Here is a 25,561-nt window from a genome sequence, read left to right as displayed (position 1 = left end):
CCACGGTGACCGCCCTGGTCGGGGGGAAGAACTGCATCTCCGGCAACGGTGCGGTGGTCGGGGCGAGTTCGAGGTAGGCGAGGTGGCGCAGGAACCGGCTGAAGACGGTGGCGGCGGCCTTGGAGTCGGCCGGTGCGGGGCGGGTGGTGGTCATGGTCTGGGTGAGGTCCGGCGCGCTCGGATCCCCGTCCGCCACGTCCACTCGCAGATAGCGGGCGACGCGCTGACCGCCGTACTGGAGCACCGCCTCGGTGACCAAGGCGCGGATGTGGTTGCAGAAGCCGCCGCGGGCGCCGCCGCAGGGGCGGTTGTTGTTGGTGCTGCACGCGTACGCGTAGGTCCCGGCCGCGACCGACGAGACGTAGACGCGCTCGATGTCCGAGCCGCTGGACACCACGCCCTGGAGGCGTCCGTCGGCCAGTTCGACGAACGGCACCTTGGCGAGCTTGCGTGGCCGCGCGGGTGGGATCACCCGGGCGGTGCTCGACTTCTCCCAGTCCGACAACGCACCATCTCCTTCGCGCCAGCAGGGGTCCCCGAACAGACCCTTCGAAAGGGGTCCTCAAGGGGATCGTCCCGCCACCTCGGAGGGACATGAAAGAACCTACCGGCGACCACTGACAACACCTCTGACCTGCGGATCCGCCCCTCCCGCACGACGATGTCCATGGCGTCGCCGTGCGAGTGAAGCAGCGAGGCGGACCGCCCCCGTCGGGTGCTTTCACGCCTCCCCCCCTCATGGTGCGAAGGCCCGGACCCGTGCGCGACTCACGGTCGGCGCGGTGTTAGCCGGGGGAGCGCCGGGGCACTCGGGGCCCTGGTGGCTCCGCTCGGAGTCGCCGCGTACAGGCTGGAGGTGAAGGACATGGGTCACGGTGGAAACGTCATCGACGAGTTGATGACCGATCACCGCGAGGTCGAGGAGTTCTTCGGCCGGATCGAGGCGCTGCCGTCCGGTCACAAGGACCGCAAGCTCTACGCGGACCAGGCGACCATGGAACTGGTGCGGCACTCGGTGGCCGAGGAGGCGTACCTCTACCCCGCCGTACGGGAGCATGTGGCGAACGGGGACGCCATGGCCGACCGGGAGCTCGAGGATCACGCGAAGGCCGAGCAGATCATGAAGGATCTGGAGGGCTGCGACGCCGACGACCCCGAGTTCGACCGGCTGATCGGCATGCTGATGTCGGAGATCCGCGCGCACGTGGCCGACGAGGAGCAGAACCTCTTCCCGATGCTGCGCGCCTCCTGCCCGCCGGACGCGCTCGACAAGCTGGGCGACAAGGTCCGCCAGGCGAAGAAGGTGGCCCCCACCCGTCCGCACCCCGCCGCCCCCGACAAACCGCCGGCCAACAAGCTGCTGGCGCCGGGTGCCGGGCTGGTCGACCGGGTCCGCGACGCCCTGTCCGGGCGGGGCAAGGCGGACTGACACGGCGCGGGGCGCCCACGCCGACGCGCAAGGCACGCACGTCGCCCTTCATGGGCCCGTCGGGACACCCGGCGGGCCCAAGGCCGTCCCGCGTCGGAGTGTCGCCGGCTGTCCCGGCCCCCGGGTCAGGCGATGAGTGCGCGGCCCGGCCCGAGACGGTCGACGAGCTGGGCCTGGTGGAGGCCGGCCACGGGGGCGAGGAGATCGGGGTGGCGCAGCAGTACGGCCGCCTGCCGGTCGCGCTCGTCGGGTGCGACCAGGCGCCGGAACTCGGCGGCGGCCGCGTCGGTGTGACCGTCCTCGGCCAGCGCGGCCAACGCGAGATCCACCAGCTCGGGGTCGGTGAGCAGGCAGGCCGCCCAGCTCGCCACGACCTCGTCCACCCAGGTGCGCCAGGCGGAGTCCTCGTCGTCCACGGCTTCCCCGGCCGCGTCGGCGCCGCTGATCCAGTCGAGTCGCGCGGAGCCCCCGGGGCCGGCCATCCCGACCAGCGCGGCGTCCATCGCCGTCGGGTAGCGCAGCCAAGCCGCGACCGTCACGGCCTGGCGTGCCTGTACCTCGCACAGGGCGGCGGCGAGGGCGCCGCCGTTGGCCGGGTAGGCACACGTGAGCCAGTGCGCTGTCGCTGCGATGACCGGGGAGAGTGACGCGAGCAAGCTGAGCCGTCCGGGGTACTGCGGGAACAGGGGTTCCGAGAACGGTAGCTTTCGGGGCGGGGGCGAGAACATGGCTCGGCGCCCGTCACCTGCGTGGTTTCGGCCACAGTGGGGTCACAGCCTGCGCCTCCGCTCTGAACGGCTGTGCGCCGGGTCAGGCGGGCATCCGGTCGGCCGCTCGCAGGTTGTAGACGTGGAACGCCCTGCCGATGACCGGCTGGGCCACGTTGCGGACCTTGACTCCGCCGCTGGTCATGCCGTGTTCCGTGCCGGCGTGGGCGTGGCCGTGGACCGCGAGGTCGGCGCCGGCGGTGTCGATGGCCTCCGCCAGGAGGTAGCTGCCGAGGAAGGGGTAGATCTCCAGGGGTTCACCGGCGAGGGTGTCCTCCACCGGGGAGAAGTGGGTCAGGGCGATCCGTACGTCGCAGCCCTCCTCGTCCTGGCCCAGTGCCTCCAGGGACTCGCGCAGCGCGTCCGCCTCCCGGCGTGAGTACCTGACGAACTCCTTCATGATCGGCTCGCCGAACTCGCCGGCGCACCGGCCGACGAAGCCGCCGCCGAAGCCCTTGGTGCCGGCCACGCCGATGCGTTTGTCGCCGCTGGTCACGACCGTGCTCCGGCCCTGCAGGACGGTCGCGCCCGCCTCCTGGAGGACGGCGGCGACCTCGTCGGGGCGGTCGTCGTGGTGGTCGTGGTTGCCCAGGACCGCGACGACCGGGACCGCGAGGTCCTTGATCTCCCGAGCCACCACCCGCGCCTCGTCGGGCGTGCCGTGCCGGGTGAGGTCCCCGGCGAGCAACAGGATGTCGGCGCACTCGGGCAGGGTCTCGAACGAGGGGCGCAGCGCGCCCTCGCTCTCGGGACCCATGTGGATGTCTCCGACGGCTGCGACCCTGATCACGCCAGCTCCTCCGCATGGTCGGGCGACGCGGCGTCCGCGACGAGCAGGTCGCTGTAGACCGGGAATCCGGCCAGCTCGTCGCGGGCCGCGCGCAGGATGTCGTCGCGGCACTGCGCGGACGGCACGGTGCCGGTCAGCAGGACGGCCTCGCCGCGGGCCTCGACGCGTACGCCCAGCTCGCCGAGGGGGCCGGCGGCCAGGTGGTCGGCGAGGTGTGCGACGCGGTACACGAGGTTCTCCGGGGCGCCGGAGGGGTTTTCGGCGCCGTGGTGGCTCATGACTGCTCCTTCGGCGGGGCGATGACGTTCAGGCGTTCCAGGAGGAAGAGGAAGGCCGCGGGCATGGGCTCGTCGCCGCAGGTTTCGCGCACCTGCGGCCAGTCGACCTTCTCGCGCAGCGCGCGGGCCACGGGGAGCACGGCGCCGAAGTCGCAGTGGTGTTCGGAGAAGGCGGCGATCAGGCTGCCGACCAGGTCGGTCGGCGACAGGACGGGCATGCGCACGGAGTCGACGGGGATGTCCTGGGCGCGGGTGAGCATCTCGGTGGTGACCGGCCGGTGGGCCAGCTCGAAGATGATGTCGATGGCCTGGCCGAAACAGGTCGTCTTCAGCAGCCAGTCCTCCGGTGGTGTGCACACGTCCAGGCCGGCGTCGCGCAGGGTGGCCGCGACCGCTTCGGCGTCCCCGGGGCGGACGCAGAAGTCGGCGTCGTGCTGCAGGTTCGTGCTGCCGCCGTGCGCGTGGACGGCGACACTTCCGGCCAGGGCGAAGAGGTGCCCGTCCCGTTTCAGCAGGGCGCCGATCTGCTTGGCTGCCTCCAGGATCGCCTGGTGACGGTCCTGGGGCAGGCTCTGCCCCGGTGTCTCCCGCGTCTCCTGTATCTCCTCTATCTCCTGGTGCAGGCTCCGTTCCCCGGTGGGCGGGGCGGTGTGGGGCGGCTGTTACGGACTCCGCGTCGCAGGCCGGAACTCCCGCTCTTCGGGGCGCCTGGCGAGCGTCGTGTCCTCCCCGTGCTGCGTCATGGTCACTCCGTTCGAGGCGTGGAGCGATGAACCGTCCGAGCTGTCCGGACGCCGGACGGCGCCGGTGCACCCTTCGTGTACCCGGCGCCCCGCCTTCGACACGGCCCGCGCGGACGGCCGGCCGGGCGTGGTCAGCCCCGGACGCTGCCCGCCGTCAGCCCGCCGACGATGAAGCGCTGGAACAGGGCGAAGACGCACACGACCGGCAGGCTGATGAGTGTGGCGGTGGCCATCAGGGCTCCCCACGCGGTGCCGTGCTGCCCGACGAAGGCGTTGAGCACGACGGTGACGGGCCGGACGTCGGAGTCCCCGGCGAGGGTGAGACCGAAGAGGAACTCGCCCCAGGCGAGCAGGAACGACAGTCCGGCCGCAGCGATCACGCCGGGCACCATGATCGGCAGTACGATCCTCAGCAGTACGCCGGTCAGCCCGCAGCCGTCGACCAGGGCGGCCTCCTCCAGTTCGGGCGGCACCGCGCGCAGCACCGGCCGCAGCACGATCACCGTGAACGGCAGGGTGAGGGTGGTGTCGGCGGCGATCAGGCCGAGGTAACTGTCGTCGAGTCCGGCTCGGCGTTCGAGGATGAACAGCGGTGCGGCGAGCACGATGGCGGGCGGCAGCTGGGCGACGAGGAGGGCGAGCACCATGGTGCCCGAGCCGCGCATCCGCACCCGGGCGAGCGCGTAGCCGAGCGGGAGGCCGAGGAGCAGGGTGAGGGCGACGACCCCGCCGGCGATCACGAGACTGTTCAGCAGGGCCCGGGCGAGTCCTTCGTACGACAGGGCGGTGTCGTAGTTCTCCGTCGTGACCGGGGTGGGGACCCACTGGGGGGACGGGACGAGGATCCGCTCGGGCCGGGTGAGGCTGGTCTTGGCCATCCAGTACACGGGCAGCAGGAACACGGCGGTGATCAGCGTCGCGGCCGCGGTGAGCGCCCAGGGCCGGCGCGGTGGTCTCACGCGACTCCCCCTTCCGCTTCCTCCCGCCGCAGCCGTCGTACGTAGAAGACGCCCGTGAGCAGGGGTACGACGAGCAGCAGCAGGCCGGCGGCGGCTCCCCGGCCGAACCGGAAGAACGTGAAGAAGACCTCGTAGACGTAGAGGGAGAGCAGGCGGGTGGCGTCGACGGGGCCACCGCCCGTCATCACGAAGACGATGTCGAAGACCTTGAAGGTGTAGATCAGGCCGAGCAGCAGCACGGTCAGTGAGACCGGCCGCATCAGGGGGAGGGTGATCCTGAGGAAGCGCTGGCGGGCGTTCGCGCCGTCGATGGCCGCGGCCTCGTGGAGTTCCGGGTCGATGGTGTGCAGTCCGACGAGCAGCAGGAGCATGTTGAACGGCACACCGACCCAGACGTTGGCGAGGACGACGCCGGCCAGGGACGTGGAGGGGTCGGTGAGCCAGTCGTGGGTCAGGCCGCCCAGGCCGACCGCTTCGAGCAGCGCGTTGTAGGCGCCGGACTCCGCGTCCAGCAGCCAGCGGAAGAGGGTGCCGCTGACCACCGGGGGCAGCAGCCAGGCCATCAGCAGCAGCGACCTCAGCAGGCCGTTCAGCGGGAAGGGCCGGGCGAAGAGCAGGGCCAGGGCGAAGCCCAGGGTGAACTGGAGGACCAGCGAGGCGAGGGTGAACAGGAGGGACAGGCGTACGGAGTGCCAGAAACCGGGGTCGGAGACGACGGCGCGGTAGTTGGCGAGGCCGTTGAACCGCTCGGGCCCCCCGAGGAGGCTGCCCAGTTCGACGTCGTGGAGGGACGTCCACACGTTGTAGAACAGCGGGTACGCCAGGAACAGGGCGAGGAAGGCCATGCCGGGCAGGCAGAAGAGGTAGCCCTCGCGGCGGACGCGGGCGGAGGGAGCGGGTCGCCGCCAGGTTCTCCCCGCGCCCCGCACTGGTCTCCGGCCGTGCCGCGCCGTTCTGCCGGCGCGCCTCACCGCTCTCCCAGTGCCTTGTCGATCTTCGCGGCCGCCGTTCTCGCCGCGGCGGAGGGGGACGCGGAACCGGTGAGGACGGCCTGCTCGGCCTCGGCGACGGCCTGGGAGGCGTCGGCGTAGTGCGGGCCGTACTGGCGGGGGCGGGCGAGGGGCAGCTGGCTGAGGAAGAGCCGCAGGGCCGGGTCGGACGCCCAGGTGCCCTCGTCGGCGAGATCCTTGCGGGCGGGGAGGTTGCCGAACGACACCAGGTACGGCACGAGCACCGACGGTCGCTGGGTGTACTCCAGGACCTCCCAGGCCTTGTCGACGTGGTCGCTCGACGCCATGATCACCCAGTTCTCCCCGCCCAGACAGGTGGCGGCCTCCTTGTCGCGGGGCAGGGCGACGACCTCCCAGTCGAACGCCGCCTTCTTGAGGGTGGGGATCTGCCAGGGGCCGTTGATCTGGAGGGCGGCGCGCTGGTCGAGGAAGCGGGTGTTGACGTCCTGCTGGGTCCAGCCGACGCACTGCTCGGAGAGCGAGCCCTTGGCGACGAGGTCGTCGAGGAAGGACAGGGCGGTCGCGCCGTCGGTGGCGAAGGTGTCGAGGTCGCCGCCCGCCTGCCACAGGAAGGGCAGGAACTGGAAGACGCCCTCCTCGGTCTTGATCGCGCTGAGCGCCAGGCCGAACCGGTCCCCGCTGGTCAGCCGCTCGGCGGCGGAGGCCAGCTCGCCCCAGTTCGTGGGGGGAGCGACCTTCGCGGACTCGAGCATGCGGGTGTTGCGGTACAGGGCGAGACAGTTGCTGTTGTTGGGGATCCCGAGGGTCTTGCCGGCGACCTGGCAGCCTTCCCAGGGGCCTTTGTAGTACTGGTCGGCCTGCCCCCATTCCTTGACGCGGCCGGTGAGGTCGGCGAGGAGTCTGCTGCCGCCCAGGGAGTTCATGGCGACGTTGTCCACGATGGCGATGTCGGGCAGTTCGCCGGAGATCGCGCCGAGGGTGATCTGCCGGTCCAGCTCGGCGAACGGGAAGGTCCGCCGCTCGATCCGCACGTTCGGGACGTTGGCCTCGATGTCCTTGATGAGACGGTTCATTCCGGGCTGGAAGTTGTCCAGCGTGAAGTAGTCCCACCACGTGAGGGTGACCGTGCCGGTCGTGCCGGAGTCGCAGGACGCGACGGCCCCACCGAGGCCGAGGGCGGCCGCTCCCGCACCCGCGGCCCGCAGGAAACCGCGACGGTCGACCGTGTACGACATGCTCCGCTCCCAGTGGTCGGTCTGGATGCTCAGAAAGCGATCAGAAATCGAAGTCGAGGTCCGGGAACTCGGGCTCGGGCTCCGAACCCGGCACGGGGCGACAGCGTCCCGTGCTGGCGCGCAGGGTGATCAGGGGTTTCAGCAGGACGTGCCGGGGAGGTGAGCCCGGTGAGGTGAGCCGCTCGATCATGAGGTCGACGGCGACCCGGCTCATCTCCTTGGCGGGTATCTCCGCCGCGGTGAGCTGCGGGGTCACCTGTTCCGCCCAGGGGCCGGCCGCCACGCCGACGACCGAGAAGTCACGGGGCACACCGCGGCCGTGCCGGGTCAGCGCGCGGTAGACACCCTCCAGGGACGCCTCGTTCAGGGTGACCAGGGAGGTGGTCGCCGGGTCGTCCCGCAGGATCCGCTCCACGACCTCCTCCCCGGAGGCCAGGTCGTCGCCGCAGAGGTAGGCGTGCGGGGTGAGCCTCAGCTTGGACATGGCCTCCAGGTAGCCGTCGTTGCCGAGCCGCGCGAAGCCGTACCCGCTGTCGAACAGCTCCTGCGACCGGTTGACGAAGGCGATCCTGCGATGGCCCAGGTCGGCGAGGTGCTGCACACAGCCGCTCGCCAGGCCCGTGAAGTCGAGGTCCACCCAGCCGGTCACGTCGGACCGGGCGTTGCGGCCGATCAGGACGAAGGGGAAGCCGGCGTCGGCGAGGTACTCCACGCGGTCGTCCTCCCGGCGGATCTCCATGACGATCACGCCGTCCACCCGCCGCCCCGCCACCGTCCGCCGCTCGCCCTCGGACCGCTCTTCCTCCGACCGCCGCTCGCCTTCCGACCGCCGCTCGCCGTCACTCCCCTGCTCCCCCTCGGTCCCCCACTCACCGTTGGTGCGCGGCTGCTCCCCCGCCACGAGCCGCTCCCCCACCATCCGATGGAACGAGGGGGCGTACGTCGTCCTCGCCGGGGCGAGCAGCAGGTCGTAGCCGTAGTCGGTGGCGGCCTCGGCGACCCCGCCGATGAAGGCGAGCTGCATGGGGGTGTAGTCGCGGTTGCGGCCGGCCGGCGGGTAGAGCAGACCCAGCGTGTGGGTCGCGTCGCTGTCGCGCGGCCCACCCCGTGCCGTCTGCTCCCCCGCGTGGCTGCTCATGGTCCCCCGACCGGCAGCGGTTGTTCGGCCCAGATGGTCTTGCCGCCGGGGGTCTGCCGGGTGCCCCAGCCCTGGGTGAGCTGGGCGACCATGTGCAGTCCCCGGCCGCCTTCGTCATAGGTGCGGGCGCGCCGCAGGTGGGGGGCGGTGCTACTGGCGTCGGACACCTCGCAGATCAGGGTCCGGTCGCGGATGAGGCGCAGTCCGATGGGGACGGCTCCGTACCGGATGGCGTTGGTGACCAGCTCGCTGACCACCAGTTCCGTGGTGAAGGCCGCGTCCTGAAGGCCCCACAGGGCGAGCTGGCGGCTGGTCTGGGCGCGGGCGTCGGCGACGACCGCGGGGTCGGACGGCAGGGCCCAGGCGGCGACCTGGTCGGCGTGCAGGGCGCGGGTGCGGGCGAGGAGCAGGGCCACATCGTCGTCGCGGCTGTCGGGGAGCATCTGCTTGAGGATGGCCTCGCAGGTGACGTCGAGTGAGGGCATGGGCGAGGCGAGGGCGGCGCGGAGCCGTTCGAAGCCGCCGGAGACGTCGTGGTCGCGGGCCTCGATCAGGCCGTCGGTGTAGAGGGCGAGCAGGCTGCCCTCGGGCAGTTCGAGTTCGGTGGACTCGAAGGGCACGCCGCCGATGCCGAGGAGCGGTCCCGGGGTGAGCCGGACGATGCTGGTGCTGCCGTCGGGGAGGAGCACGGCGGGCGGGACGTGGCCGGCGCTGGCCATGGTGCAGATCCGGGAGACGGGGTCGTAGACGGCGTACAGGCAGCTCGCGCCGATCTCGCCGGTGTCGGGCTCGTCGTGGACGATGTCGCCGTCGGAGGTGAGATGGGTGACCAGCTCGTCCAGGTGGGTGAGCAGTTCGTCCGGGGGGAGGTCGACGTCGGCGAGGGTGCGTACGGCGGTGCGCAGGCGTCCCATGGCGGCGGAGGCGTGGACGCCGTGGCCGACGACGTCGCCGACGACCAGGGCGACGCGGGTGCCGGAGAGGGGGACGACGTCGAACCAGTCGCCGCCCACGCCGGCTCCGGTGCCGGCGGGCAGATAGCGGTGGGCCACCTCGACGGCCGCCTGTTTGGGGAGGGCGCGGGGCAGGAGGCTGCGCTGGAGGGCGAGCGCGGTGGTGCGTTCGCGGGTGTAACGGCGTGCGTTGTCGACGGCGACGGCCGCCCGGCCGGCGAGTTCCTCGGCGAGGATCAGGTCGTCGTCTCCGTAGGGCCGGGAGCCGTGGGTGCGGACGAAGACGGCGACGCCGAGGGTGATGCCCCGGGCGCGCAGCGGGGTGGCCATGACGGAGTGGAACCCGAACTCGCGGACGCGGGCGGAGCGCTCCGCGTGGGTGGCGACCCAGCGGGCGAAGTCGGGGTCGGCGGCGCCGCTGAGGACCGGCCGCCCAACGGCCAGGGAGCGGGCGGGGGGCGAGTAGGGCGGGTAGGTGTCGACCGCGCCGAGTTCGACGGCGGCCTCGGGGACTCCCTCGGCGGCGGACTGGTGGGCGACGCGGCGCAGCATGACGGCGGCGTCGACGGGGCCGGGGGCGGGTTCCTCGCCCCGGGTGACGGCGTCGAGCAGGTCCACGCTGACGAAGTCGGCGAGGTGGGGCACGGCCAGGTCGGCGAGTTCCTGGGCGGTGCGCGCCACGTCGAGGGTGGTGCCGATGCGGGTGCCGGCCTCGTTCAGCAGCGTGAGCCGCTGCCGGGCGGCGTACTGCTCGCTGCTGTCGAAGGTGGCCGTGCCGACGCCGGTCACGCGGCCGGTGGCCGGGTCGCGGACGGGCCACAGTTCGATGATCCACGCGCGTTGACGGGCGGAGGCCACGGCAGGCGCGAATCGCTCGTAGCGCATCGGCTCGCCCCGCTCGGCGACCCGGCGGACGCATTCCAGGAAGCCCTGTTCGGCGCGGATCCCGCCCAGCAGGTCCGGGTAGGGGGTGAGGCGCGCGTTGGTCGGCCGCGGCCGCTCGTCGTCCTTCGCCACCTCGTTCAGCCGCCAGGTGCCGGAGTCGGTGGTGTAGGTGGAGAGGGCCACCGAGGACTGGGCGAACGCCCACTCCAGCAGCTGCCGGTCCTGCTCCGACTCGCCCTGGGAGGCGGTGACGACGAATGCCTGGAGGCTGCCGTCGGCCCCCAGGGAGGGGTGGGCGTGGAGGGCCAGTTCGACGCGGTGGCCGTCGCGGTGCAGCAGGGCCGCCGTGCCGCTCCACTCCTGGGACGTCGTGGAGGAAACCCCCGCTGTCTCCGCGGCCCCTTGCTGGGCGAGGAGATCGACGGCTGCGCGTCCCACCACCTCCTGGGCGCGGTAACCCAGGAGTCGCCGGGCCCCCTCGCTCCAGCCGGTGACGTCGCCCCCCGGGCCGATGATCGCCGCGGCGGCATCGGTCGACCGCCCGTGGTGGCCGGCGCGCTGATCAGCAGCGGCCATTCCTGCTCACTTCGCACCCGTGCTGTGACTCACAAGTCCCAGCGTGCCCGGAGGGCAGAAATCGGACAAGTCAGGCTCGCGCGCGGGTGCGGCCCGGGCTTCCCCGGGCCCCGGGTCGACGCGATCAGTGTTCCGGGGTGCGGCACCCGCCGTGCGCGACGGCTTCGAGACGGCAGAAGCAGGACGCCTCGATCGGTACGTCGGCCAGCGCGACGGCGATCTTGAGCTGCTGGGCCACGATCCGCGCCTCGGCCGTCCTGCCCAGCCGCACCAGGCACTCGTGGAGCCCGTGCAGGGACCACACGTTGCCGGGGTGCTGCGAGGCGCGGGGCAGGGTGTCGTCGAGGCCGAGGTCCGCCCGGTAGACCGCCTCGGCATCGGTGACGCGTCCCTGTTCCAGCAGCAGGGCGCCGTAGGCGTGCCGGGTCGGCTGCATCCATCCCCAGGGTTCGTCGTAGGGGAGGTTGTCGTCGAGGGCGATGGACCGTTCGAGGGCGGCGAAGGCGGCGTCGTGGGCGCCCTTGCGGTACTCGAGTTCGCCGTCGAGCATCGCGGACGCGATCGCGAGGATGTCGGCGCAGGTGTTGTTGAACAGCATGCGTGTCTCCTGGACCCGGCCGGCGGCCGCGCGGAAGAGCGCGCGTTCGGCCTCGGCCTCGGAGACGCGGCCGGTGGCGGAGAGCGCGACACCGCGGGCGTAGTGCCGCATGGCGGTGGTCACGCTGTAGAGCTCCGCGTCGGCGGGCTCGGGCAGGTCCAGAATGTCGGCCCAGCGACCGAACCGGATCAGCACATGGACCCGCATGGCGAGGAAGGCCTCCAGCCAGTCGGCCATGGGCGGGCTCTGCACCCGGAGCAGCTCCTCCGGGAGGGCCTTCTCCAGTTGGGTGGCGGTCTCCAGGGCGACCTCGCACTGGCCGAGGAACATGGCGCCGTAGATCTTGAAGTGGTGGTTGTGCGCCCGGTAGAGGGTGTAGAAGTTCATCGCCCCGGCCCGCGCGCGGTACTTCTCGTCGACGGCGATCGCCCGGCTGTTGTCCGCCACCACACCCCGGTAGTCGCCGCACAGCACCTCCAGGTGCGAGGGCATGTGCTGGAGGTGGCCGGCGTCGGGCACCAGGTCGCGCAGCCGGTCGGCGGCGGGCAGGGCCGTCTCGGGGGTGGGCGACATCTCCATCAGGTGGATGAACAGGTGCAGGACCCCCGGGTGCCTGGCGCCCGCCTCCGTGGCCAGCGCCCGGTCGAGGGCCGCCTTGGCCTCAAGGGTGCGGGCACCGTCCGCGGGCCGGCCCGTGCGCAGGTCCCACAGCTGCCAGGGGGTGAGGTTCATCAGGGCGTCGGCGTACAGGGTGACGACGTCGAGGTCGCGGGGCGCCAGTTCGTACACGGCGCGCATGGCGTCGGCGTACGGGGTGTTCCAGACGGAGCAGTCCTCCACGGGGCGCGCCCTCGGGTAGCGGGCGCGCAGGGCGCCGATCAGGGCGCGTTCGACGGGGTCGGCGCCGGTCGACTTCTCGTGGGCCAGTTCGACGGCGGCGTGGGTGCGCTCGACGGTGCGGGCCAGGTCCTGTTCGTCGAAGAACTCCCAGGGTTTGTTGTAGTTCGGGCCGAGCGCGTAGGCGATGCCCCAGTGGGCCATGGCGCAGTCGGGGTCGGCCGCGGCGGCGGCCTCGAAGCAGGAGACGGCTTCCTCGTGGTTGAAGGCGTACGTCCACACCAGCCCGCGGTCGAACCACGTCTGCGCCTCGGGGGACGAGGTCGTCACGGGGCGGCTGTGGGTGCCGAGGTCGTAGTAGTCCATGCGACTCTCCCGAAATGGCGGCCGCCCGGGTCACCGGGGCGAGGGGCCGAAAATCTCTGCCGGGGCCTACCCCGCACCTCGTAGCGTGATCCCATGATCCGCTGGAGTCTCGACCGCTACCGCACCGAAATCATCACTCAGACGGACCTGCTGCGCACCCTGTTGACGGGCGCCGATCCCACCGCACGCGTGCCGACCTGCCCGGAGTGGAACCTCGGCCAGTTGCTGCGGCACGTCGGCGGGGTGCACCGCTGGGTCGACACCGTCGTCCGCACCCGCGCCACCGACGAGGTCCCCGACACCCTGGTCAACGAGGTCTTCGGGTACGGCGACGAGGACCCGGCCGAGCTCGACGCCTGGCTCGCCGTCGGCGCCCGTCGGCTCACCGATGTCCTGGCGGAGGCCGGCCCGGACGCCCGGGTCTGGACGGTGGTGCCGGACCAGCCCCTGGTGTTCTGGGCGCGGCGCGTGCTGCACGAGACGGTCGTCCACCGCGCCGACGCAGCGTGGACCGTGGGGGCCCGTTACGAGGTCGACGCGGCGGTGGCGCGGGACGCGCTCGACGAGTGGATGTCCTTCGGCACGGTCCCCGAGGCGTACGACGCCGACGGCGCCGAACCGTTGCTGGGTCCGGGCCGCGAGGTCTGCTTCGTGGCCACCGACGACCCGGCCGGGTCCTGGCACGTCGATCTCACCGGCGACGTCCCGCGCTGGGACCGCGCCGACGGCGGGGCGGCGGCCGTCGCGGTGCACGGCTCCCTCACCGACCTGCTCCTCCTCGTCTACGGCCGTCCGGTCGCCGATCGGGTCGAAGTGCGCGGTGACACGGGGCTGCTCGAGCTGTGGCTGCGGCGGACGGGGTTCTGGCTGCACGAGTGAGCCCGAGAACCCGGTTCTGGCTGCACGAGTGAGACCGAGAACCCGGTTCTGGCTGCACGAGTGAGCCCGAGAGCCCGAGAGGTCCCGGAGTTCAAGAGGCGGATGCAAGACGGAGGGCGCTCAGATCTGGCCACGGGAGCGCTCCCATGGAACGATGGCGCGGCTCCGGCGGAGCTCGGAGCCGCGCCGATCTCGTCGAACGGAGACCCCCCACATGCAGAACTCCGGACGGTTATTCTTGTCATGCACACGGCGCATATGCGTCGTTCTGGCGGTCTGGGCCCTGGGCGCCGCCCTCGGAGTCGCCCCCGCCGCGGCACAGCCGCAGACCGCGTCCCCGCGCACGGCGCCGAGCGCGGCCGCGGCCAAGACCGTGTACATCCCCCCGAGCTGGGCCTCGACCGGCGAGGTGCCCTGGGCGCAGGACCGCACCCGGGAGTCCGCCGACTTCATCCTGCTGTGGGGCGAGAAGTCGGGCACCGACCCGAGGAACGCCTCCGGCGACTACCGCTTCGACCCCGACAACATCCTCAGCCAGCTGGAGAACCTGTACTCCTACTACGTGAACACGATGAAGTTCACGCCGGAGACAGGACTGCTGGCCCAGCACAAGATCGACGTGATCATCACCCGGACCTGGAACCGCACCGCCCTGGACGCCTGGGCCACCGGCGGTTCGGCCGACGGCCGGGTCGGCGTCATCAACATCGCTCCCGCGGCCGCCGCACCCGGCTCCTGGGGTCTGGCCCACGAACTCGGCCACGTCTTCCAGAACTACACCTTCCTCGGCAAGGGCGGCGGCCTCGGCTTCACCGACCCGTCGGCCGGGACCTTCTGGGAGACCAGCGCCGAGTTCATGGCCATGCAGGTGTACCCGAACGGCGGCGCCGGCGACCTGACCCGGTTCCTGCGCACCGAGAACCTCGCCTACTCCTCCAGCCGTCACCACTACGGCAACTGGATGCTGGTGCAGTACCTCGTCGACAAGTACGGCGGCATCAAGACCTTCAACGACATCTGGAACCAGGCACGCAGCAACGAGCACCCGCTGGAGACCTACCGCCGCATCAACAACCTGACCCAGGCACAGCTCAACACCCGGATCGCCGAGTACGCCCAGCGTCAGGTCACCTACGACTACTCCAACCGCGCCAACGTCATGCCGTTCATCACCAACGTCTACGGCGCGGGCTTCATCAACGCCTACAACGGCGTGCCGGTGAACGCGGTGAACCAGTCCGCCGGGCACTACGGCATCCCGGACGCCCTCGCCCCGTCGGACTACGGCTACAACAAGATCAAGCTGGTGCCGTCGAGCGACGGCGCACTGATCAAGCTGCACCTCAAGGGCCACGCCAACGCGGCGGCCGGCTCGGGCTGGACGTACGGGTTCGTCGCCGTGAAGAACGGCACCCCTCGGTACGGTTCCCTCTCCAACAGCGCGGACGGGCAGATCAACTTCCAGACCCAGCCCGGCGAGAAGGAGGTCTACCTGGTCGTCACCGGCACCCCCGACTCCGTGCACCACTACGGGTACCTCGACGGCTACACCAAGAACTACCGCTATGCGTACGAGTTCCGCGTCAGCGGCGCCACCCCGTCCGGCTACGAGCCCGGTTACCAGAAGCCTGCGGCGACGGGCGGCGGCCACTGGCACTCCAACGGCGGCGGCTGGGTCGACAACCGCGCGAACGTCGCCTCGAGCGTCTACGTCGGCCCGCGCGCCGCGGTGTTCGGCAGCTCGACGGTGACCGGCAACGCCCGTATCGAGGGCCTGTCGTGGGTCAACTCCGGGGCCACGATCGGCGGCAACGTCGTGGTGAAGGACAACGCGATCGTCCAGGGCGGCGCCAACCTCTCGGGCAACCTCGTCATCGGCGGTGACGCCGAGCTGTGGATCGCGTGCTCGTCCGGAACGTACCTGATGTTCAACCCCGACCGCGGCTGCGACGGGCGGGGCGGGGAGAGCGACGTGAACCCGGCCCACGGCACGTTCACGGACGCGGAGCTGGCCATCACCGTCTAGGGCGGGCGAGGGGCCGCCGCCGTACGGCGTCGTGGGCGCCGGTCGGCGGTGGCCCCGAAAGGGCCCGTCATGACGCTGCCTTGACCGTCTGCGGAACCGTTCATGACGGACCTTTGATGCTGCCGTGACCTGCGGAGATGTCGCGTTGACAGGGGGCTCGACGGGCTTGTAGACGTGTGGGGTTCCCGGGGCTCGTGGGGCCGGTGTATCGGCCCGAGAAACGCCCCGTCGTGTCTTCAGTGACCTGCGAAGGACAACCGTGTCCCTTTTCCCCCGCGCCGTGAGATCGGCGCGCCTCATAGGCGTCTCCACCGCCGCGGCGGCTCTCACCCTGGGCGTCGCGAACACCGCGCTCGCCTGCGACATCCGCGACTTCTCCGCCGTCGCCACGTGCGACGACAACGGCAAGGGCATCATCCGCGTCACGGACACGGACGCGTCCGGCACGCCCGCCGTCGTCACGCTCTACATCAAGATGTCCGTCGACGGCGAGGACGACCGCAACCTCGACACGAAGACGATCGAGCACCCGACGGCCCAGGGGGTCAGCGTCGACTTCGCCTGGGACTGGTCGCCCGGTCAGACCTACCGCATCCACGTCAAGGCCGGCAACCAGGTCGACGACGACATCCAGCCTTTGCTGACGACGCCGTCCCAGGGCTGCGAGACCCCCGCGCCCACCACCACGCCGTCGGACTCGGATCAGGCCTCGGCCTCGGCCTCGGCCTCGGCCTCGGCTTCGGCCGCCGCCACGCCGTCGGCGTCGTCCTCGGAGACGCCGTCCGCCGCGCCCACCGGGCCGAGCGACTCCCCCGCCGCGTCTCCCCAGGGCGGCAGCGGCACGCACCTCGCCGAGACCGGTGGCGGCAACGGCACCGGGCTGATCGCCGGGACGGCGGCCGCGCTCGTCGTCGCGGGCGGTGGCGTGGTCTTCGCCCTGCGCCGCCGAAGGGCGTCCGGCTCCCACTGACACCAGAGTTCCACGTCCCTCAAGTTCCCTTGCTGCGAGGGGGCTTGAGGGGCATGGGGAGCCTTGCGGGGGGCATGGCCGAGATTTCCACGAAGTGGTCACAACTCGGCAGGCATACAACCCCCTGCACGTGTCAACTGTCCTGCCGAGAAAGAGAAGGCGACGAAGGTCACGTTTACGTATCGGGCATTTGGCCCGTGAATCTTCACACCAGCCTCACATATTGGTTAGGTTGGCGCCCAGCCGCACGGTTCCCTCCGGCGAAAGCGCCGGGTCGCGCGGCCTCCGCCGAATGCAACTGCCCAGCACGGCACAGCCGTAGGGCCGCCGTGTCCGAGCCGGTGGCCGACTCGGCAGGCGGAGTACGGAAGGAGTACGGCTTCCATGGCGACGGATCGCAGCCCGCGCACCACCGGCCTCGGTCTCCCGGACGGGGACGCCGAGCCGAGCCGGGAGGAGATCCAGCAGCGGATCAACGCCCTCTACAACCGGGCCGAGACCGACACCGGGACCTACAACGCGACCCGTGCCATGTCGACGGCGAGCAGCCTGATCGCCCCGTCCGACGCCTCCCGTGACAACGTCGCCCGCCAGTGGTTCGACGTGGCGCGCTCCAAGCTGGGCCCCACGGTCGCGGCCGTACTGCCGCCCGACAGGGCGCCCGTCCGCCCGACCGGCCCCCGCCCCGCCAGGGCACCGGAGCGCACGGCTGACGCCCCGTCGGCGCGTGAACTCCCGTCAGCACGTGAGCTCCCAGCGGCGCGTGAACTTCCGGCGGCCCCCGAGCGCCCGGCCCCCGAGCTGACCTCGCGCGCTGCCGTCGCCGCGCTGCCGTCGGCGCCGTCGTCCCGGCAGGGCAGCCCCGCGGGCCCCGCACCCACCGCGGCGGAACAGTCCACTCCGCGCACCGCCAAGGAACGCAACCAGCGCAAACTCAAGGCTGCCCGCGAGCTGTTGACCCGCCAGGCCACCCAACGCGCCACGCCCGTCGCGGCCCTGGAGGCAACGCCGAGCCCGCGGCCGTGGGACACGGGGTCGCTGCCCGCGGCGTCGACCGAAACGCCACAGGCCGCCCGGCCCTGGGACACGGGGTCGCTGCCCTCCGTGCCGACCGACACTGCGCAGGCCGCACGGCCCTGGGACACCGGAAGCCTGCCCGCCGTGCCGACCCAGACGCCGCAGACCGCCCGGCCCTGGGACACGGGGTCGCTGCCCTCCGTGCCCGCCGACACTGCGCAGGCCGCACGGCCCTGGGACACCGGAAGCCTGCCCGCCGTGCCGGCCCAGACGCCGCAGGCCGCACGGCCGTGGGACACCGGGTCGTTGCCCGTCGCCGCGCCCGAGGCGGCACCGGCCGCGCAGACCTGGGACACCGGTGGGCTGCCGGCCGTGCCGGCCCAGGCGCAACCCGCCGCCCAGACCTGGGACACCGGGAGCCTGCCGACCGTGCCGCCCCAGACCCCGCAGGCATGGGACACCGGGTCCCTCCCCGTCACCACGCCCGCGGCGGCGCCGATCCCGCAGACCTGGGACACCGGAAGCCTGCCGGTCGCCCAACCGGCCACGACCCCGTGGCAGACGCCGCAGCAGCCCACCTCCGCCGGTCAGCCGTTCGCCGCCGCCGCGCCGGTGGCCGCCGCCCCGCCCGTGGCTGTCGCACCGCCGGTGGCCGCCGCCTCGGTCGCCGCCGCCACGCCGTTCGCCACCCCAGCGCCCGTCGCCCCCGCAGCACCTGTCGCCCCCGCGGCGCCCGCCGTCGGCGTGGCCGAGTCGGTGTATCAGGGGCGGGCCGCGCGGGCCCTCGACTTCGCCCGGGCACAGGTCGGCAAGCCGTGTGTCTGGGGCGCCAACGGGCCGACGTCGTACGACTGCTCCAGCCTGACCCAGGCCGCCTGGCGGACCGCCGGTGTGGCGCTGCCGCGTTCCGCGCAGGAGCAGGCGCTCACGGGCACGGCGATCCCGCTCAGTGACCTCCAGGTCGGTGACCTGGTCTTCTTCCACGGCGCGACCCACGTCGGCCTCTACGCCGGCAACGGCATGATGATCCACGCCCCGAGCCCGGGGGCGTACATACGCGAGGAGTCGGTCCTCCACGCCGGCGAGTCGGCGGTCCTCGGCGCGGTACGGCCCGCCTGAGCCGTCCTGTCCGGTGCATGGTCCCGGCCAGGGCGGGAACCCGGTGGCCGCTGTCCGTACCGACACGTCTGGAGAGGCCATGAGTCTGTTGCGTCTGGTCGGCCGCCCCATGCTCGCCTCCATGTTCATCAGCGGCGGCCTGAGCTCCGTCCGCGCGCCCGAGGAGGTGGCGCCGGTCGCCGAGGACGTCGTACGCCCTGTCTCCGAGCGGGTGCCGGTGGTACCGGACCGGACCGAGCAGGCCGTACGGCTGAGCGGTGCCGTCCAGGTGGCGGCGGGTTTCATGCTGGCCACGGGGCGCGTCCCCCGGCCGGCCGCGCTGGCCATCGCGGCCACGCTCGTCCCGACCACTCTGGCGGCCCACCGCTTCTGGGAGGAGGAGGACCCCGCCGACCGTGCCGAGCAACGCATCCACTTCCTCAAGAACCTCTCCATGCTCGGCGGTCTGCTGATCGCCGCCGACGACACCGCGGGCCACCCCTCCCTGCTGTGGCGCGGCCGCCACGCGGCCCACGACGTACGCCGGGACGCCCATCTCGTACGGCGTTCGATCCGCGCGACGGCGCGGCCCGCGGCCGCCGCGGGTGGCGTCCGGGCCAAGGTGTTCAACTGACGGTTCGCCCCCGGCCGGAGGGCCGGCAGAGGCGGTGTCACGTCTCGCTCCGGCCCACCGCCCGCGCCGCCACGACCTGCAGTGCCGCAGCCGACAGCAGCGCGCCCGGGAGGGACCACACGCCGAGAGGGCCCGCGGCCGCCGCTCCCAGCGCGAAGCCAGTGATCTTGGCGCTGGCACCGGTGGTGCAGACCTGGCCGCGCAGGTGCTCGGGAGCCTCCCGGTGGCGGACGGCAAGGAGCGCGGCGAGCTGCGGCCCCTCGCCGACCCCGGCCAGCAGCGCGGCCATGACGACGGTGACCGGCCGCCCCGTCGCGGCCAGTGCCGACGCCGCCGCCTGGAGGAGCGCACCGGCCCGTATGACGGTCTCCGGGGCGACGTCGTACGGCCGTCTCGCCAGGACCGCGTTGGCCGACAGGGCCGAGACGGCCGTACAGGAAAGCAGCAACGCACCGCGCCCCGCTCCGCCCAGGACCTGTGCGCCCAGGAGCGGCAGGCAGGCCATCAGCATGCCCTGAGCCGCGCAGGAGACGACCGAGGAGACGGTGGCCCGGGCCAGGCGGCGGTTCGTGACGATGAGCCGAGCCCCGGCGACCAGCCCTCCGACCACGTAGACCCCTCTTCCCTCACCTGCCCCTCCGACCCCGGAGGACCCCCTTCCCTCATCTGCCCCTCCGACCCCGGAGGGCCCCCTTCCCTCATCTGCCCCTCCGACCCCGGAGGGCCCCCTTCCCTCACCTGACCCAGCGACCCCGGAGGACCCCGTCTCCCCGAGCGCACCCCTCCCCGGCAGCACCCACGCCGCAGGCACCGCCACCGCGACCAGCGCCGCCGACACCACCACCGCCGCCGGTGCGCCGGCCACCTCGGCCACTCCTCCGGCGAGCGCCGGGCCGACCAGGCCGGCCGAGCCGTATGTCATCGCGTCGAGGGCGTTGGCGCGGGGCAGCCGCTGGTGGGACACCACTCGGGGCAGCTGGGCCGTCCAACCGCCCGACAGTGCGGGCCCCAGCAGTCCGGTCAGCACCGCGACGAGGACGGTCGCACCGAAGGGCAGCCGACCGAGCCCCACGAGGACGCCCGTCAGACCCGCCGCGTACAGGACCAGCGCCACGGACAGCAGCCGCCCGGGACGCTCGGCCCGGTCCAGCAGGGCCCCCAGCACCGGCCCTCCGACCACCGCCGCGACGGTGATCGCCGCGAGCAGCGTGGACGCGTCCGTGGCCGAGCCGGACAGGGCGAACCCGGCCAGCAGGAGCGCGGGGCCGGACATGTCGTCGCCCGTACGGGCCGTGACCGCTCCGGTCAGGTACAGGCCCAGCGTGTAACGCCTCTTCATCGACGGGACGTTACGTAGGTAACTCAAACCTCCGCAAGATGCGTTACATTGCAGCGGTGTCCTCCCCCGCCGACGACTGGTCGAGCCGCCACTCCGTGCCGGCCATGGCCCGCCGCACCGCCGCCCTGCTCAACGTCCTGTCCGCCGACCGCCCCGACCCCGCGGCGGTCGCCGAGGCCCTGCTTGCTCACGGTGAGACGGGCCCTCTGGAACTCACGTCCCGCGAGGTCGAGCGGATGCGCGCGGCCGCCGCCCTGGTACGGGAGGTCTTCACCGCCGACGGCGTGGACGGCGCCGCGGAGGTGCTCAACCGGCTGCTGCACCGGCACACCGGACCGCTGCGCCTCAGCTCGCACGGGGGCGGCACGCCCTGGCACCCCCACCTCGACCGCGACGACGACGCCCCCTGGGACGAGTGGCTCCTCGCCTCCTCCTGCATGGCGCTGACCGTCCTCCTCTGGGACCGTCAGGTGCCGCCCGGCAGGGTCTGCGCCTCGCCGAGCTGCCACGACGTCTTCATCACGCAGGGCAGCGGGCCCGAGCGCCGCTACTGCTCACGCCGGTGCGCGACCCGGGAACGAGTCGCCGCCCACCGCCGCGCCGCCCGTGCTTCCGACTGACCCACGCATCTTGGTGTGTCGGTGGCGTCGGCTACAGTGCGTCCCTCTGATCGAGTGATCGAATCGCAGTTCGGGGTGGGGAAGATGTGGCGCCGAGTGGCCGGAGCGGCCTTGCTGGCGGGGGTTCTGGCGGGGTGCGGGACCGCGGAGGACGACGACAAGAAGGCGAGCGCCTCGTCGGCCCCCGCGAAGGCCGGCGGTGGGGACGGTGGCGCGGGCGCGAAGAGCGGCGGGAGGCTCGGCGGGCCCGGTACGGCCTGCGAGCTGCCCGTCTCGTTCGAAACCGCCGCGCGCTGGAAGGCGGAGTCCGTCCTGTCCGGCTCCGGCGCGTCCGGCAGCCCTGAGGAGCAGCCGGAAGAGCTCCTGTACCAGGGCCCGGTGGCCCCCGCCTGCGAGGTCGACGCCAAGCCCGCCGGACACGTCGGATTCCTCCGCGTCTACACCGGCAAGCCGGGCGGCGCCGACGCGCGCGGCGTGCTGGAGGCGTTCCTGGCGGCCGAGAACGGAGCGAGCAAGGAGACGTACCGCTCGTTCAAGACAGGCGGACTCTCCGGCATCGAGGTGGAGTACCTCTACACGAGCGAGTTCCTCGACGAGCCGAAGAAGGAACACGCCCTCGCCGTCGCCACGGCCGACGGCCCCGTCGTGCTGCACCTCGGCGGGATCGACACCCAGGAGCACCAGAGCATGCTGCCGGCGTTCGAGCTGGCGAAGCGGACCCTGCGTACCGTCTGACGGCCGTCAGACGGCGAGCAGGTCGCGCATGCGCTCGGCGGCCCGTACGGCGGCCACGCCGCAGCAGTTGTTGAAGAGCACGTGCAGCTGTTCGACCTGGCCGGCGAGGGTACGCAGCCTCGGCACCCATTCGCCGAGTTCGTCGTCGGTGTAGTCGTGGCGGAACCGGTCCTCCTTGCTCCCCGTCCCCCAGGCGGAGCTGCGCCCGTGGAAGCGCACGACGCCCACCCGGGAGGAGGTGACGGGGGCGACCGGCGGGATGGAGGTGGGCAGCGTCCGCGCCATGTCGACGCCGACGGCCGCGAAGCCGTGGGTGCGGAGCAACGCCCGACTCGTGTCCGCCTGTTCGTCACGCCACCACGCCGGGTGGCGGAACTCGACGGCGACGGGCCAGCCCGCGGTGCGCTCGGCGCACTGGGCGAGGAACCCCTCGGCCCGGGTGCCGGGCCGGAACCAGGGCGGGAGCTGGAACAGCACCACACCGAGCTTCCCGGCCTCGCGCAGTGGTTCGATCCCGTCGGCGAAGCGTGCCCAGACCTTGTCGAGGACCCACGGGTCCCGGGAATCGGCCGGTAATCCGCCGGGCAGGAGAGCCGACCTGGTGGGGTGTCCGGTCAGCAGGGAGAAGGCCTTCACGTCGAACACGAAGTCGTCCGGGGTGCGTTCCACCCACAGTCGGCTGTTGCGTGCCGAAGGCAGCGCGTAGTAGCCGGAGTCCACCTCCACGATGCCGAACCTGCCCGCGTAGTACCGCAGTCGCCCCTCGGCGTCCCGCTGCCCCACCGGGTACCAGCCACTGCCGACCAACGCCCGGTCGGTCCACGAACACGCGCCGACCCGAATCTCGCCCATGGCGCTGCGCGTACCCCGGGACGCCCCACCCGTGCGGCCCGATCACCCCTCACGCAGGGTGATGATCGTCTCACGGCCGCGGGAGCGATCGTACGCGCGCGGTCGCTGCGGGTGCGCGGCGAGGGCCGGGTGGCGCATTCTTGCTGTGTCGCCCACCCGGCGGCGCACGGACGAGGTAGGGCCATGACTGGGAGCGCCAAGGGCGAGAACGGCATGCCGGGGCGGTTGGCCGCGCTGCTGACCGACGCCGCCGCCGACGCGGCCGGCGCGGCCGACAACCGCGCCGGGGGTGTCTACCTGCGCTCGAGCACGCCCGGACAGCTGCGTCTGGCCGTGCTCGCCGGGCTTCCCGGTTCCCTGTTCCGGCCCTGGTGGCGGCTGCACGTGGACCGGCCGTTCCCGGTCGCCGACGTCCATCGGCTCGGCGTCCACGTGGTGCTGCCGAACGCCACGGAGACCATGCGCCGCTATCCCCAGTTCGCGGCCGGTCTGCCGTTCCCGTTCGGGTCCATCCATGTGCCCGTCGCCCACGCGGCCTCCGCCTTCGGTGTCCTGACCGTGCTGCGGGCGTCCGCCGCCGACGCCGCCGAGATGCTCACGGAGCGGGACCGGCTCACCCGGGTGGCGCAGCGGCTGGGCGGAGCCCTTCGGCGCCTGGAGCAGACGGGGGCGCCGGTCCGCTGGGACGACGAGCCGTTGAGCGTGCGCCCGCCGGCCACCTGCTCCGCCACGGCGCGGTCGGCGCGTTTCTCCTGGGAGCCCGCGACGGGGGCCCTGATCGCCGACGAGCACCTGCCGGCGCTGCTCGGCGTGCCCGCCGGACGGGAGCTGCGCCATGTGCGCGACCTCGCGGAGTGCGTGGCGGACCCTCCCCGGCTCCAGTACCTGCTGCGGCAGACCGCGGCCGGCCGGCCCCCGTCGCTGCCGGTGCCGGTGCGCACCGCGAACGGGAAGCCACGGCTGGTGCGGCTGTGGGGGCCCGAGGACACCGACGGCGCCCGGTCCGCCGGCGGGGTCGTGCTCGACGCCGGTTCGACCTCGACGGCCGAAGCGGCGGCCGACCTGCTCCCGGACGGTGTGCTCTGCCTGGACCGCCTGGGCGTGGTCGGCTACGCGAATCCCCGGGCCGCCGAGCTGCTGCGCCGCCCGCGCGCCGAGCTGGTCGGACGGTCGCTGTGGGAGGGCGTGCCGTGGTTGCGGCAGCCCGCCTACGAGGAGCACCTGCGCGCCGTACTGCTGTCGGACCAGCCCGCCCACTTCCACGTCAGACGGCCCTCGGGGCAGGAGGAGCAGCCCGCCGAGAGCGACTGGCTGGCTCTGTCGGTGTACGCGGGTACCGACATCCTCACCTGCACCGTCCGCCCGTCCAGCCGGGTGCCGGAGCCGCCCATGGAGCCGCCCGTGGACCCGTGGGAGAGTGTGGGCGGCGTGGAGCCCGGCCGGGGCGCTCGCCCGGCCTCCGCCGAGGACGCCACCGCTGAGGGCACCGCCACGGCCCAGGACAGCACGACGGACCAGGACGCCGTACCCGGCGAGGCAGCCGTGACGGTCGAGGCCGCCGTGACCGCCCCGATGTACCGCCCGATCGCCCTGGCCATCGCCCTCACCGAGGCCGTCACCGCCCGTCAGGTCTCCGCCGTGGTGATGCAGGAGTTGCTGCCCGCGTTCGGCGGCCGCATGCTCGCCATCTATCTGCTCCAGGACCGGCGCCTGTACCTGGCGTGGGAGCACGGCTTCCCCGAGGGCTTCCTCGCCCCCTTCGACGGTGTGGGGCTCGAAGCGCGGCTGCCCGGCGTCGAGACGCTCACCACGGGCCGCCCGCTGTTCTTCGACTCGATGCACCAGTTGCAGAGCGCCTATCCCGGCATCCCCCTCGACGCGACGGAGGGGGCGCGCGCCTTCCTGCCCCTGATCGCCTCCGGACGCCCGGTCGGTTCCTGCATCCTCGGCTTCGACCGCCCCCGCAGCTTCAGCACCCAGGAGCGCACCGTGCTGACCGCCGTGGCGGGGCTGATCGCGCACGCCATGGAGAAGGCGCAGCGCTACGAGACCGAGGCCGCGCTCGCCCGGGGCCTGCAACAGGCCCTCCTCCCCCACCGACTGTCGGCGCACCCGCAGGTGGAGACCGCCGGCCGCTATCTGCCGGGCACCCAGGGCATGGAGGTGGGTGGGGACTGGTACGACGTCGTCGAGACCGGCGGCGCCCTGGCCCTGGTCATCGGCGACGTCCAGGGGCACGGTGTCCAGGCGGCCGCGACCATGGGGCAACTGCGCAGCGCGGTCAGGGCGTTCGCGGTGGGCGACCATCCGCCGGACGAGGTGATGAGGGGGACCAACCGTCTGCTGATCGACCTGGACCCGGGCCAGTTCGCCAGCTGCTGCTACGTACGTCTCGATCCCCTCACCGGGGTGGCCCGGGCCGCCCGCGCGGGCCACCCGCCGCCGCTGCTGCGCCGTCCGGACGGGGGCACGGAGGTCGTGGAGATCCCCGGCGGCGTCGTGCTGGGTGTGGACCCGGGCGCCGGCTATCCGGTGACCGAACTGTGCCTGGAACCCGGCGCGATCCTGGCCCTGTACACCGACGGCCTGGTGGAGCGGCCGGGCGCGGACATCGACGACGGCATCGCCGCGCTGCGGGTCGCCCTCTCCCGGGTCGGCGGCGGGGAGGTCCGCTCGGACGGCCGTTTCCTGGCCGGGGTCGCCGACCGGCTCACCACGACGGCACGGCACACCGTCGACCGCCCGGACGACATCGCGCTGCTGCTCGCCAGCCGCCGCACCGCGGCACCGCGTGATGACTGAGCAGTGGCCAACCGGCCGTCGCCGGTGGGTCGTCGAACAGGGTGTGACCCTGCGTGACGCCTCT

Annotated in this window: 21 protein-coding genes and 1 pseudogene; 9 read left to right on the top strand and 13 right to left on the bottom strand. The window is 72.7% G+C overall.

All coding sequences use genetic code 11. The features are described from left to right. Nucleotides 1–7 precede the first annotated feature (7 nt). A pseudogene (locus ACGFNV_RS06345) lies at nt 8–505 on the bottom strand (hypothetical protein); the annotation flags it as partial. Between the two features lie 360 nt (nt 506–865). On the opposite strand from ACGFNV_RS06345, the gene ACGFNV_RS06340 reads away from it, so the two are divergent. Next, the gene (locus ACGFNV_RS06340; RefSeq protein ID WP_393619787.1) at nt 866–1,429 is read left to right on the top strand and encodes a hemerythrin domain-containing protein; all 564 of its coding nucleotides are present in this window, start codon (nt 866–868) and stop codon (nt 1,427–1,429) included. Nucleotides 1,430–1,554: 125 nt separating this feature from the next. Here ACGFNV_RS06340 and ACGFNV_RS06335 read toward each other — a convergent pair whose 3' ends face one another. The 10 genes from ACGFNV_RS06335 to ACGFNV_RS06290 all read right to left on the bottom strand — a co-directional run bounded on the left by ACGFNV_RS06335 (nt 1,555) and on the right by ACGFNV_RS06290 (nt 12,525). Further along, nucleotides 1,555–2,085 (bottom strand): hypothetical protein, encoded by a 531-nt coding sequence (locus ACGFNV_RS06335; RefSeq protein WP_393619785.1) that lies wholly within the window; start codon nt 2,083–2,085, stop codon nt 1,555–1,557. Between the two features lie 154 nt (nt 2,086–2,239). Next, nucleotides 2,240–2,986, bottom strand: coding sequence for a metallophosphoesterase (locus ACGFNV_RS06330; protein WP_393619784.1), 747 nt, complete (start codon nt 2,984–2,986; stop codon nt 2,240–2,242). Then, nucleotides 2,983–3,264 (bottom strand): BON domain-containing protein, encoded by a 282-nt coding sequence (locus ACGFNV_RS06325; protein WP_133925037.1) that lies wholly within the window; start codon nt 3,262–3,264, stop codon nt 2,983–2,985. Before ACGFNV_RS06325 ends, ACGFNV_RS06330 begins: the two co-directional genes overlap by 4 nt. Further along, entirely contained in the window at nt 3,261–3,887 is a 627-nt protein-coding gene (locus tag ACGFNV_RS06320) for a hypothetical protein (RefSeq protein ID WP_393620053.1), read from the bottom strand. Before ACGFNV_RS06320 ends, ACGFNV_RS06325 begins: the two co-directional genes overlap by 4 nt. 251 nt (nt 3,888–4,138) lie before the next feature. Next, nucleotides 4,139–4,966, bottom strand: a complete 828-nt coding sequence (locus ACGFNV_RS06315; RefSeq protein WP_393619783.1) for a carbohydrate ABC transporter permease — start codon at nt 4,964–4,966, stop codon at nt 4,139–4,141. Beyond that, nucleotides 4,963–5,811: a carbohydrate ABC transporter permease gene (locus ACGFNV_RS06310; RefSeq protein ID WP_393619782.1), complete on the bottom strand. Its 849-nt coding sequence runs from the start codon at nt 5,809–5,811 to the stop codon at nt 4,963–4,965. Before ACGFNV_RS06310 ends, ACGFNV_RS06315 begins: the two co-directional genes overlap by 4 nt. A 122-nt stretch (nt 5,812–5,933) precedes the next feature. Continuing rightward, nucleotides 5,934–7,172, bottom strand: a complete 1,239-nt coding sequence (locus ACGFNV_RS06305; RefSeq protein WP_393619781.1) for an extracellular solute-binding protein — start codon at nt 7,170–7,172, stop codon at nt 5,934–5,936. Nucleotides 7,173–7,212: 40 nt separating this feature from the next. Then, nucleotides 7,213–8,310, bottom strand: coding sequence for a LacI family DNA-binding transcriptional regulator (locus ACGFNV_RS06300; RefSeq protein ID WP_393619779.1), 1,098 nt, complete (start codon nt 8,308–8,310; stop codon nt 7,213–7,215). Further along, on the bottom strand, nt 8,307–10,724 hold the full coding sequence (locus ACGFNV_RS06295) for a SpoIIE family protein phosphatase (protein ID WP_393619778.1): 2,418 nt from the start codon (nt 10,722–10,724) through the stop codon (nt 8,307–8,309). Before ACGFNV_RS06295 ends, ACGFNV_RS06300 begins: the two co-directional genes overlap by 4 nt. 124 nt (nt 10,725–10,848) lie before the next feature. After that, entirely contained in the window at nt 10,849–12,525 is a 1,677-nt protein-coding gene (locus tag ACGFNV_RS06290; RefSeq protein ID WP_393619776.1) for a hypothetical protein, read from the bottom strand. A 93-nt stretch (nt 12,526–12,618) separates the two neighbouring features. Here ACGFNV_RS06290 and ACGFNV_RS06285 point away from each other — a divergent pair, with 93 nt between their 5' ends. From ACGFNV_RS06285 to ACGFNV_RS06265, 5 genes are all read left to right on the top strand, one after another. Beyond that, entirely contained in the window at nt 12,619–13,404 is a 786-nt protein-coding gene (locus ACGFNV_RS06285; RefSeq protein ID WP_393619775.1) for a maleylpyruvate isomerase family mycothiol-dependent enzyme, read from the top strand. A 238-nt stretch (nt 13,405–13,642) separates the two neighbouring features. Continuing rightward, entirely contained in the window at nt 13,643–15,430 is a 1,788-nt protein-coding gene (locus ACGFNV_RS06280) for a DUF6055 domain-containing protein (RefSeq protein WP_393619773.1), read from the top strand. A 259-nt stretch (nt 15,431–15,689) separates the two neighbouring features. Further along, nucleotides 15,690–16,400 carry an LAETG motif-containing sortase-dependent surface protein gene (locus tag ACGFNV_RS06275; protein ID WP_393619772.1) on the top strand — a complete coding sequence of 237 codons (711 nt, stop codon included), beginning with the start codon at nt 15,690–15,692 and terminating at the stop codon, nt 16,398–16,400. Nucleotides 16,401–16,784: 384 nt separating this feature from the next. Beyond that, nucleotides 16,785–18,536 carry an NlpC/P60 family protein gene (locus ACGFNV_RS06270; protein WP_393619770.1) on the top strand — a complete coding sequence of 584 codons (1,752 nt, stop codon included), beginning with the start codon at nt 16,785–16,787 and terminating at the stop codon, nt 18,534–18,536. 79 nt (nt 18,537–18,615) lie between these two features. After that, entirely contained in the window at nt 18,616–19,149 is a 534-nt protein-coding gene (locus ACGFNV_RS06265; protein WP_393619769.1) for a DoxX family protein, read from the top strand. Nucleotides 19,150–19,186: 37 nt separating this feature from the next. Here the strand turns inward: ACGFNV_RS06265 and ACGFNV_RS06260 are convergent, their stop codons facing one another. After that, nucleotides 19,187–20,488 carry an MFS transporter gene (locus ACGFNV_RS06260; protein WP_393619767.1) on the bottom strand — a complete coding sequence of 434 codons (1,302 nt, stop codon included), beginning with the start codon at nt 20,486–20,488 and terminating at the stop codon, nt 19,187–19,189. Between the two features lie 38 nt (nt 20,489–20,526). On the opposite strand from ACGFNV_RS06260, the gene ACGFNV_RS06255 reads away from it, so the two are divergent. Both ACGFNV_RS06255 and ACGFNV_RS06250 read left to right on the top strand, forming a co-directional pair. After that, nucleotides 20,527–21,108 (top strand): CGNR zinc finger domain-containing protein, encoded by a 582-nt coding sequence (locus ACGFNV_RS06255; protein ID WP_393619766.1) that lies wholly within the window; start codon nt 20,527–20,529, stop codon nt 21,106–21,108. A gap of 84 nt (nt 21,109–21,192) precedes the next feature. Continuing rightward, nucleotides 21,193–21,843, top strand: a complete 651-nt coding sequence (locus ACGFNV_RS06250; protein ID WP_393620051.1) for a lipoprotein — start codon at nt 21,193–21,195, stop codon at nt 21,841–21,843. 6 nt (nt 21,844–21,849) lie between these two features. Here the strand turns inward: ACGFNV_RS06250 and ACGFNV_RS06245 are convergent, their stop codons facing one another. Further along, the gene (locus ACGFNV_RS06245) at nt 21,850–22,695 is read right to left on the bottom strand and encodes a DUF72 domain-containing protein (protein WP_393619765.1); all 846 of its coding nucleotides are present in this window, start codon (nt 22,693–22,695) and stop codon (nt 21,850–21,852) included. Nucleotides 22,696–22,878: 183 nt separating this feature from the next. On the opposite strand from ACGFNV_RS06245, the gene ACGFNV_RS06240 reads away from it, so the two are divergent. Then, nucleotides 22,879–25,497: a SpoIIE family protein phosphatase gene (locus ACGFNV_RS06240; protein WP_393619763.1), complete on the top strand. Its 2,619-nt coding sequence runs from the start codon at nt 22,879–22,881 to the stop codon at nt 25,495–25,497. Nucleotides 25,498–25,561: the final 64 nt, after the last annotated feature.

The organism is Streptomyces sp. NPDC048751 (assembly GCF_043198595.1).
In the GTDB taxonomy this organism is placed as follows: Bacteria; Actinomycetota; Actinomycetes; order Streptomycetales; family Streptomycetaceae; genus Streptomyces.
This window is presented reverse-complemented; position numbering and strand designations above follow the sequence as displayed.

Coding starts and splice junctions, on each gene's coding strand:
- ACGFNV_RS06270 (WP_393619770.1), top strand. CDS start 16,785: ATGGCGACGGATCGCAGCCCGCGCACCACCGGCCTCGGTCTCCCGGAC.
- ACGFNV_RS06310 (WP_393619782.1), bottom strand. CDS start 5,811: ATGGCCTTCCTCGCCCTGTTCCTGGCGTACCCGCTGTTCTACAACGTG.
- ACGFNV_RS06305 (WP_393619781.1), bottom strand. CDS start 7,172: ATGTCGTACACGGTCGACCGTCGCGGTTTCCTGCGGGCCGCGGGTGCG.
- ACGFNV_RS06285 (WP_393619775.1), top strand. CDS start 12,619: ATGATCCGCTGGAGTCTCGACCGCTACCGCACCGAAATCATCACTCAG.
- ACGFNV_RS06290 (WP_393619776.1), bottom strand. CDS start 12,525: ATGGACTACTACGACCTCGGCACCCACAGCCGCCCCGTGACGACCTCG.
- ACGFNV_RS06265 (WP_393619769.1), top strand. CDS start 18,616: ATGAGTCTGTTGCGTCTGGTCGGCCGCCCCATGCTCGCCTCCATGTTC.
- ACGFNV_RS06325 (WP_133925037.1), bottom strand. CDS start 3,264: ATGAGCCACCACGGCGCCGAAAACCCCTCCGGCGCCCCGGAGAACCTC.
- ACGFNV_RS06295 (WP_393619778.1), bottom strand. CDS start 10,724: ATGGCCGCTGCTGATCAGCGCGCCGGCCACCACGGGCGGTCGACCGAT.
- ACGFNV_RS06260 (WP_393619767.1), bottom strand. CDS start 20,488: ATGAAGAGGCGTTACACGCTGGGCCTGTACCTGACCGGAGCGGTCACG.
- ACGFNV_RS06255 (WP_393619766.1), top strand. CDS start 20,527: ATGCGTTACATTGCAGCGGTGTCCTCCCCCGCCGACGACTGGTCGAGC.
- ACGFNV_RS06250 (WP_393620051.1), top strand. CDS start 21,193: ATGTGGCGCCGAGTGGCCGGAGCGGCCTTGCTGGCGGGGGTTCTGGCG.
- ACGFNV_RS06300 (WP_393619779.1), bottom strand. CDS start 8,310: ATGAGCAGCCACGCGGGGGAGCAGACGGCACGGGGTGGGCCGCGCGAC.
- ACGFNV_RS06240 (WP_393619763.1), top strand. CDS start 22,879: ATGACTGGGAGCGCCAAGGGCGAGAACGGCATGCCGGGGCGGTTGGCC.
- ACGFNV_RS06245 (WP_393619765.1), bottom strand. CDS start 22,695: ATGGGCGAGATTCGGGTCGGCGCGTGTTCGTGGACCGACCGGGCGTTG.
- ACGFNV_RS06340 (WP_393619787.1), top strand. CDS start 866: ATGGGTCACGGTGGAAACGTCATCGACGAGTTGATGACCGATCACCGC.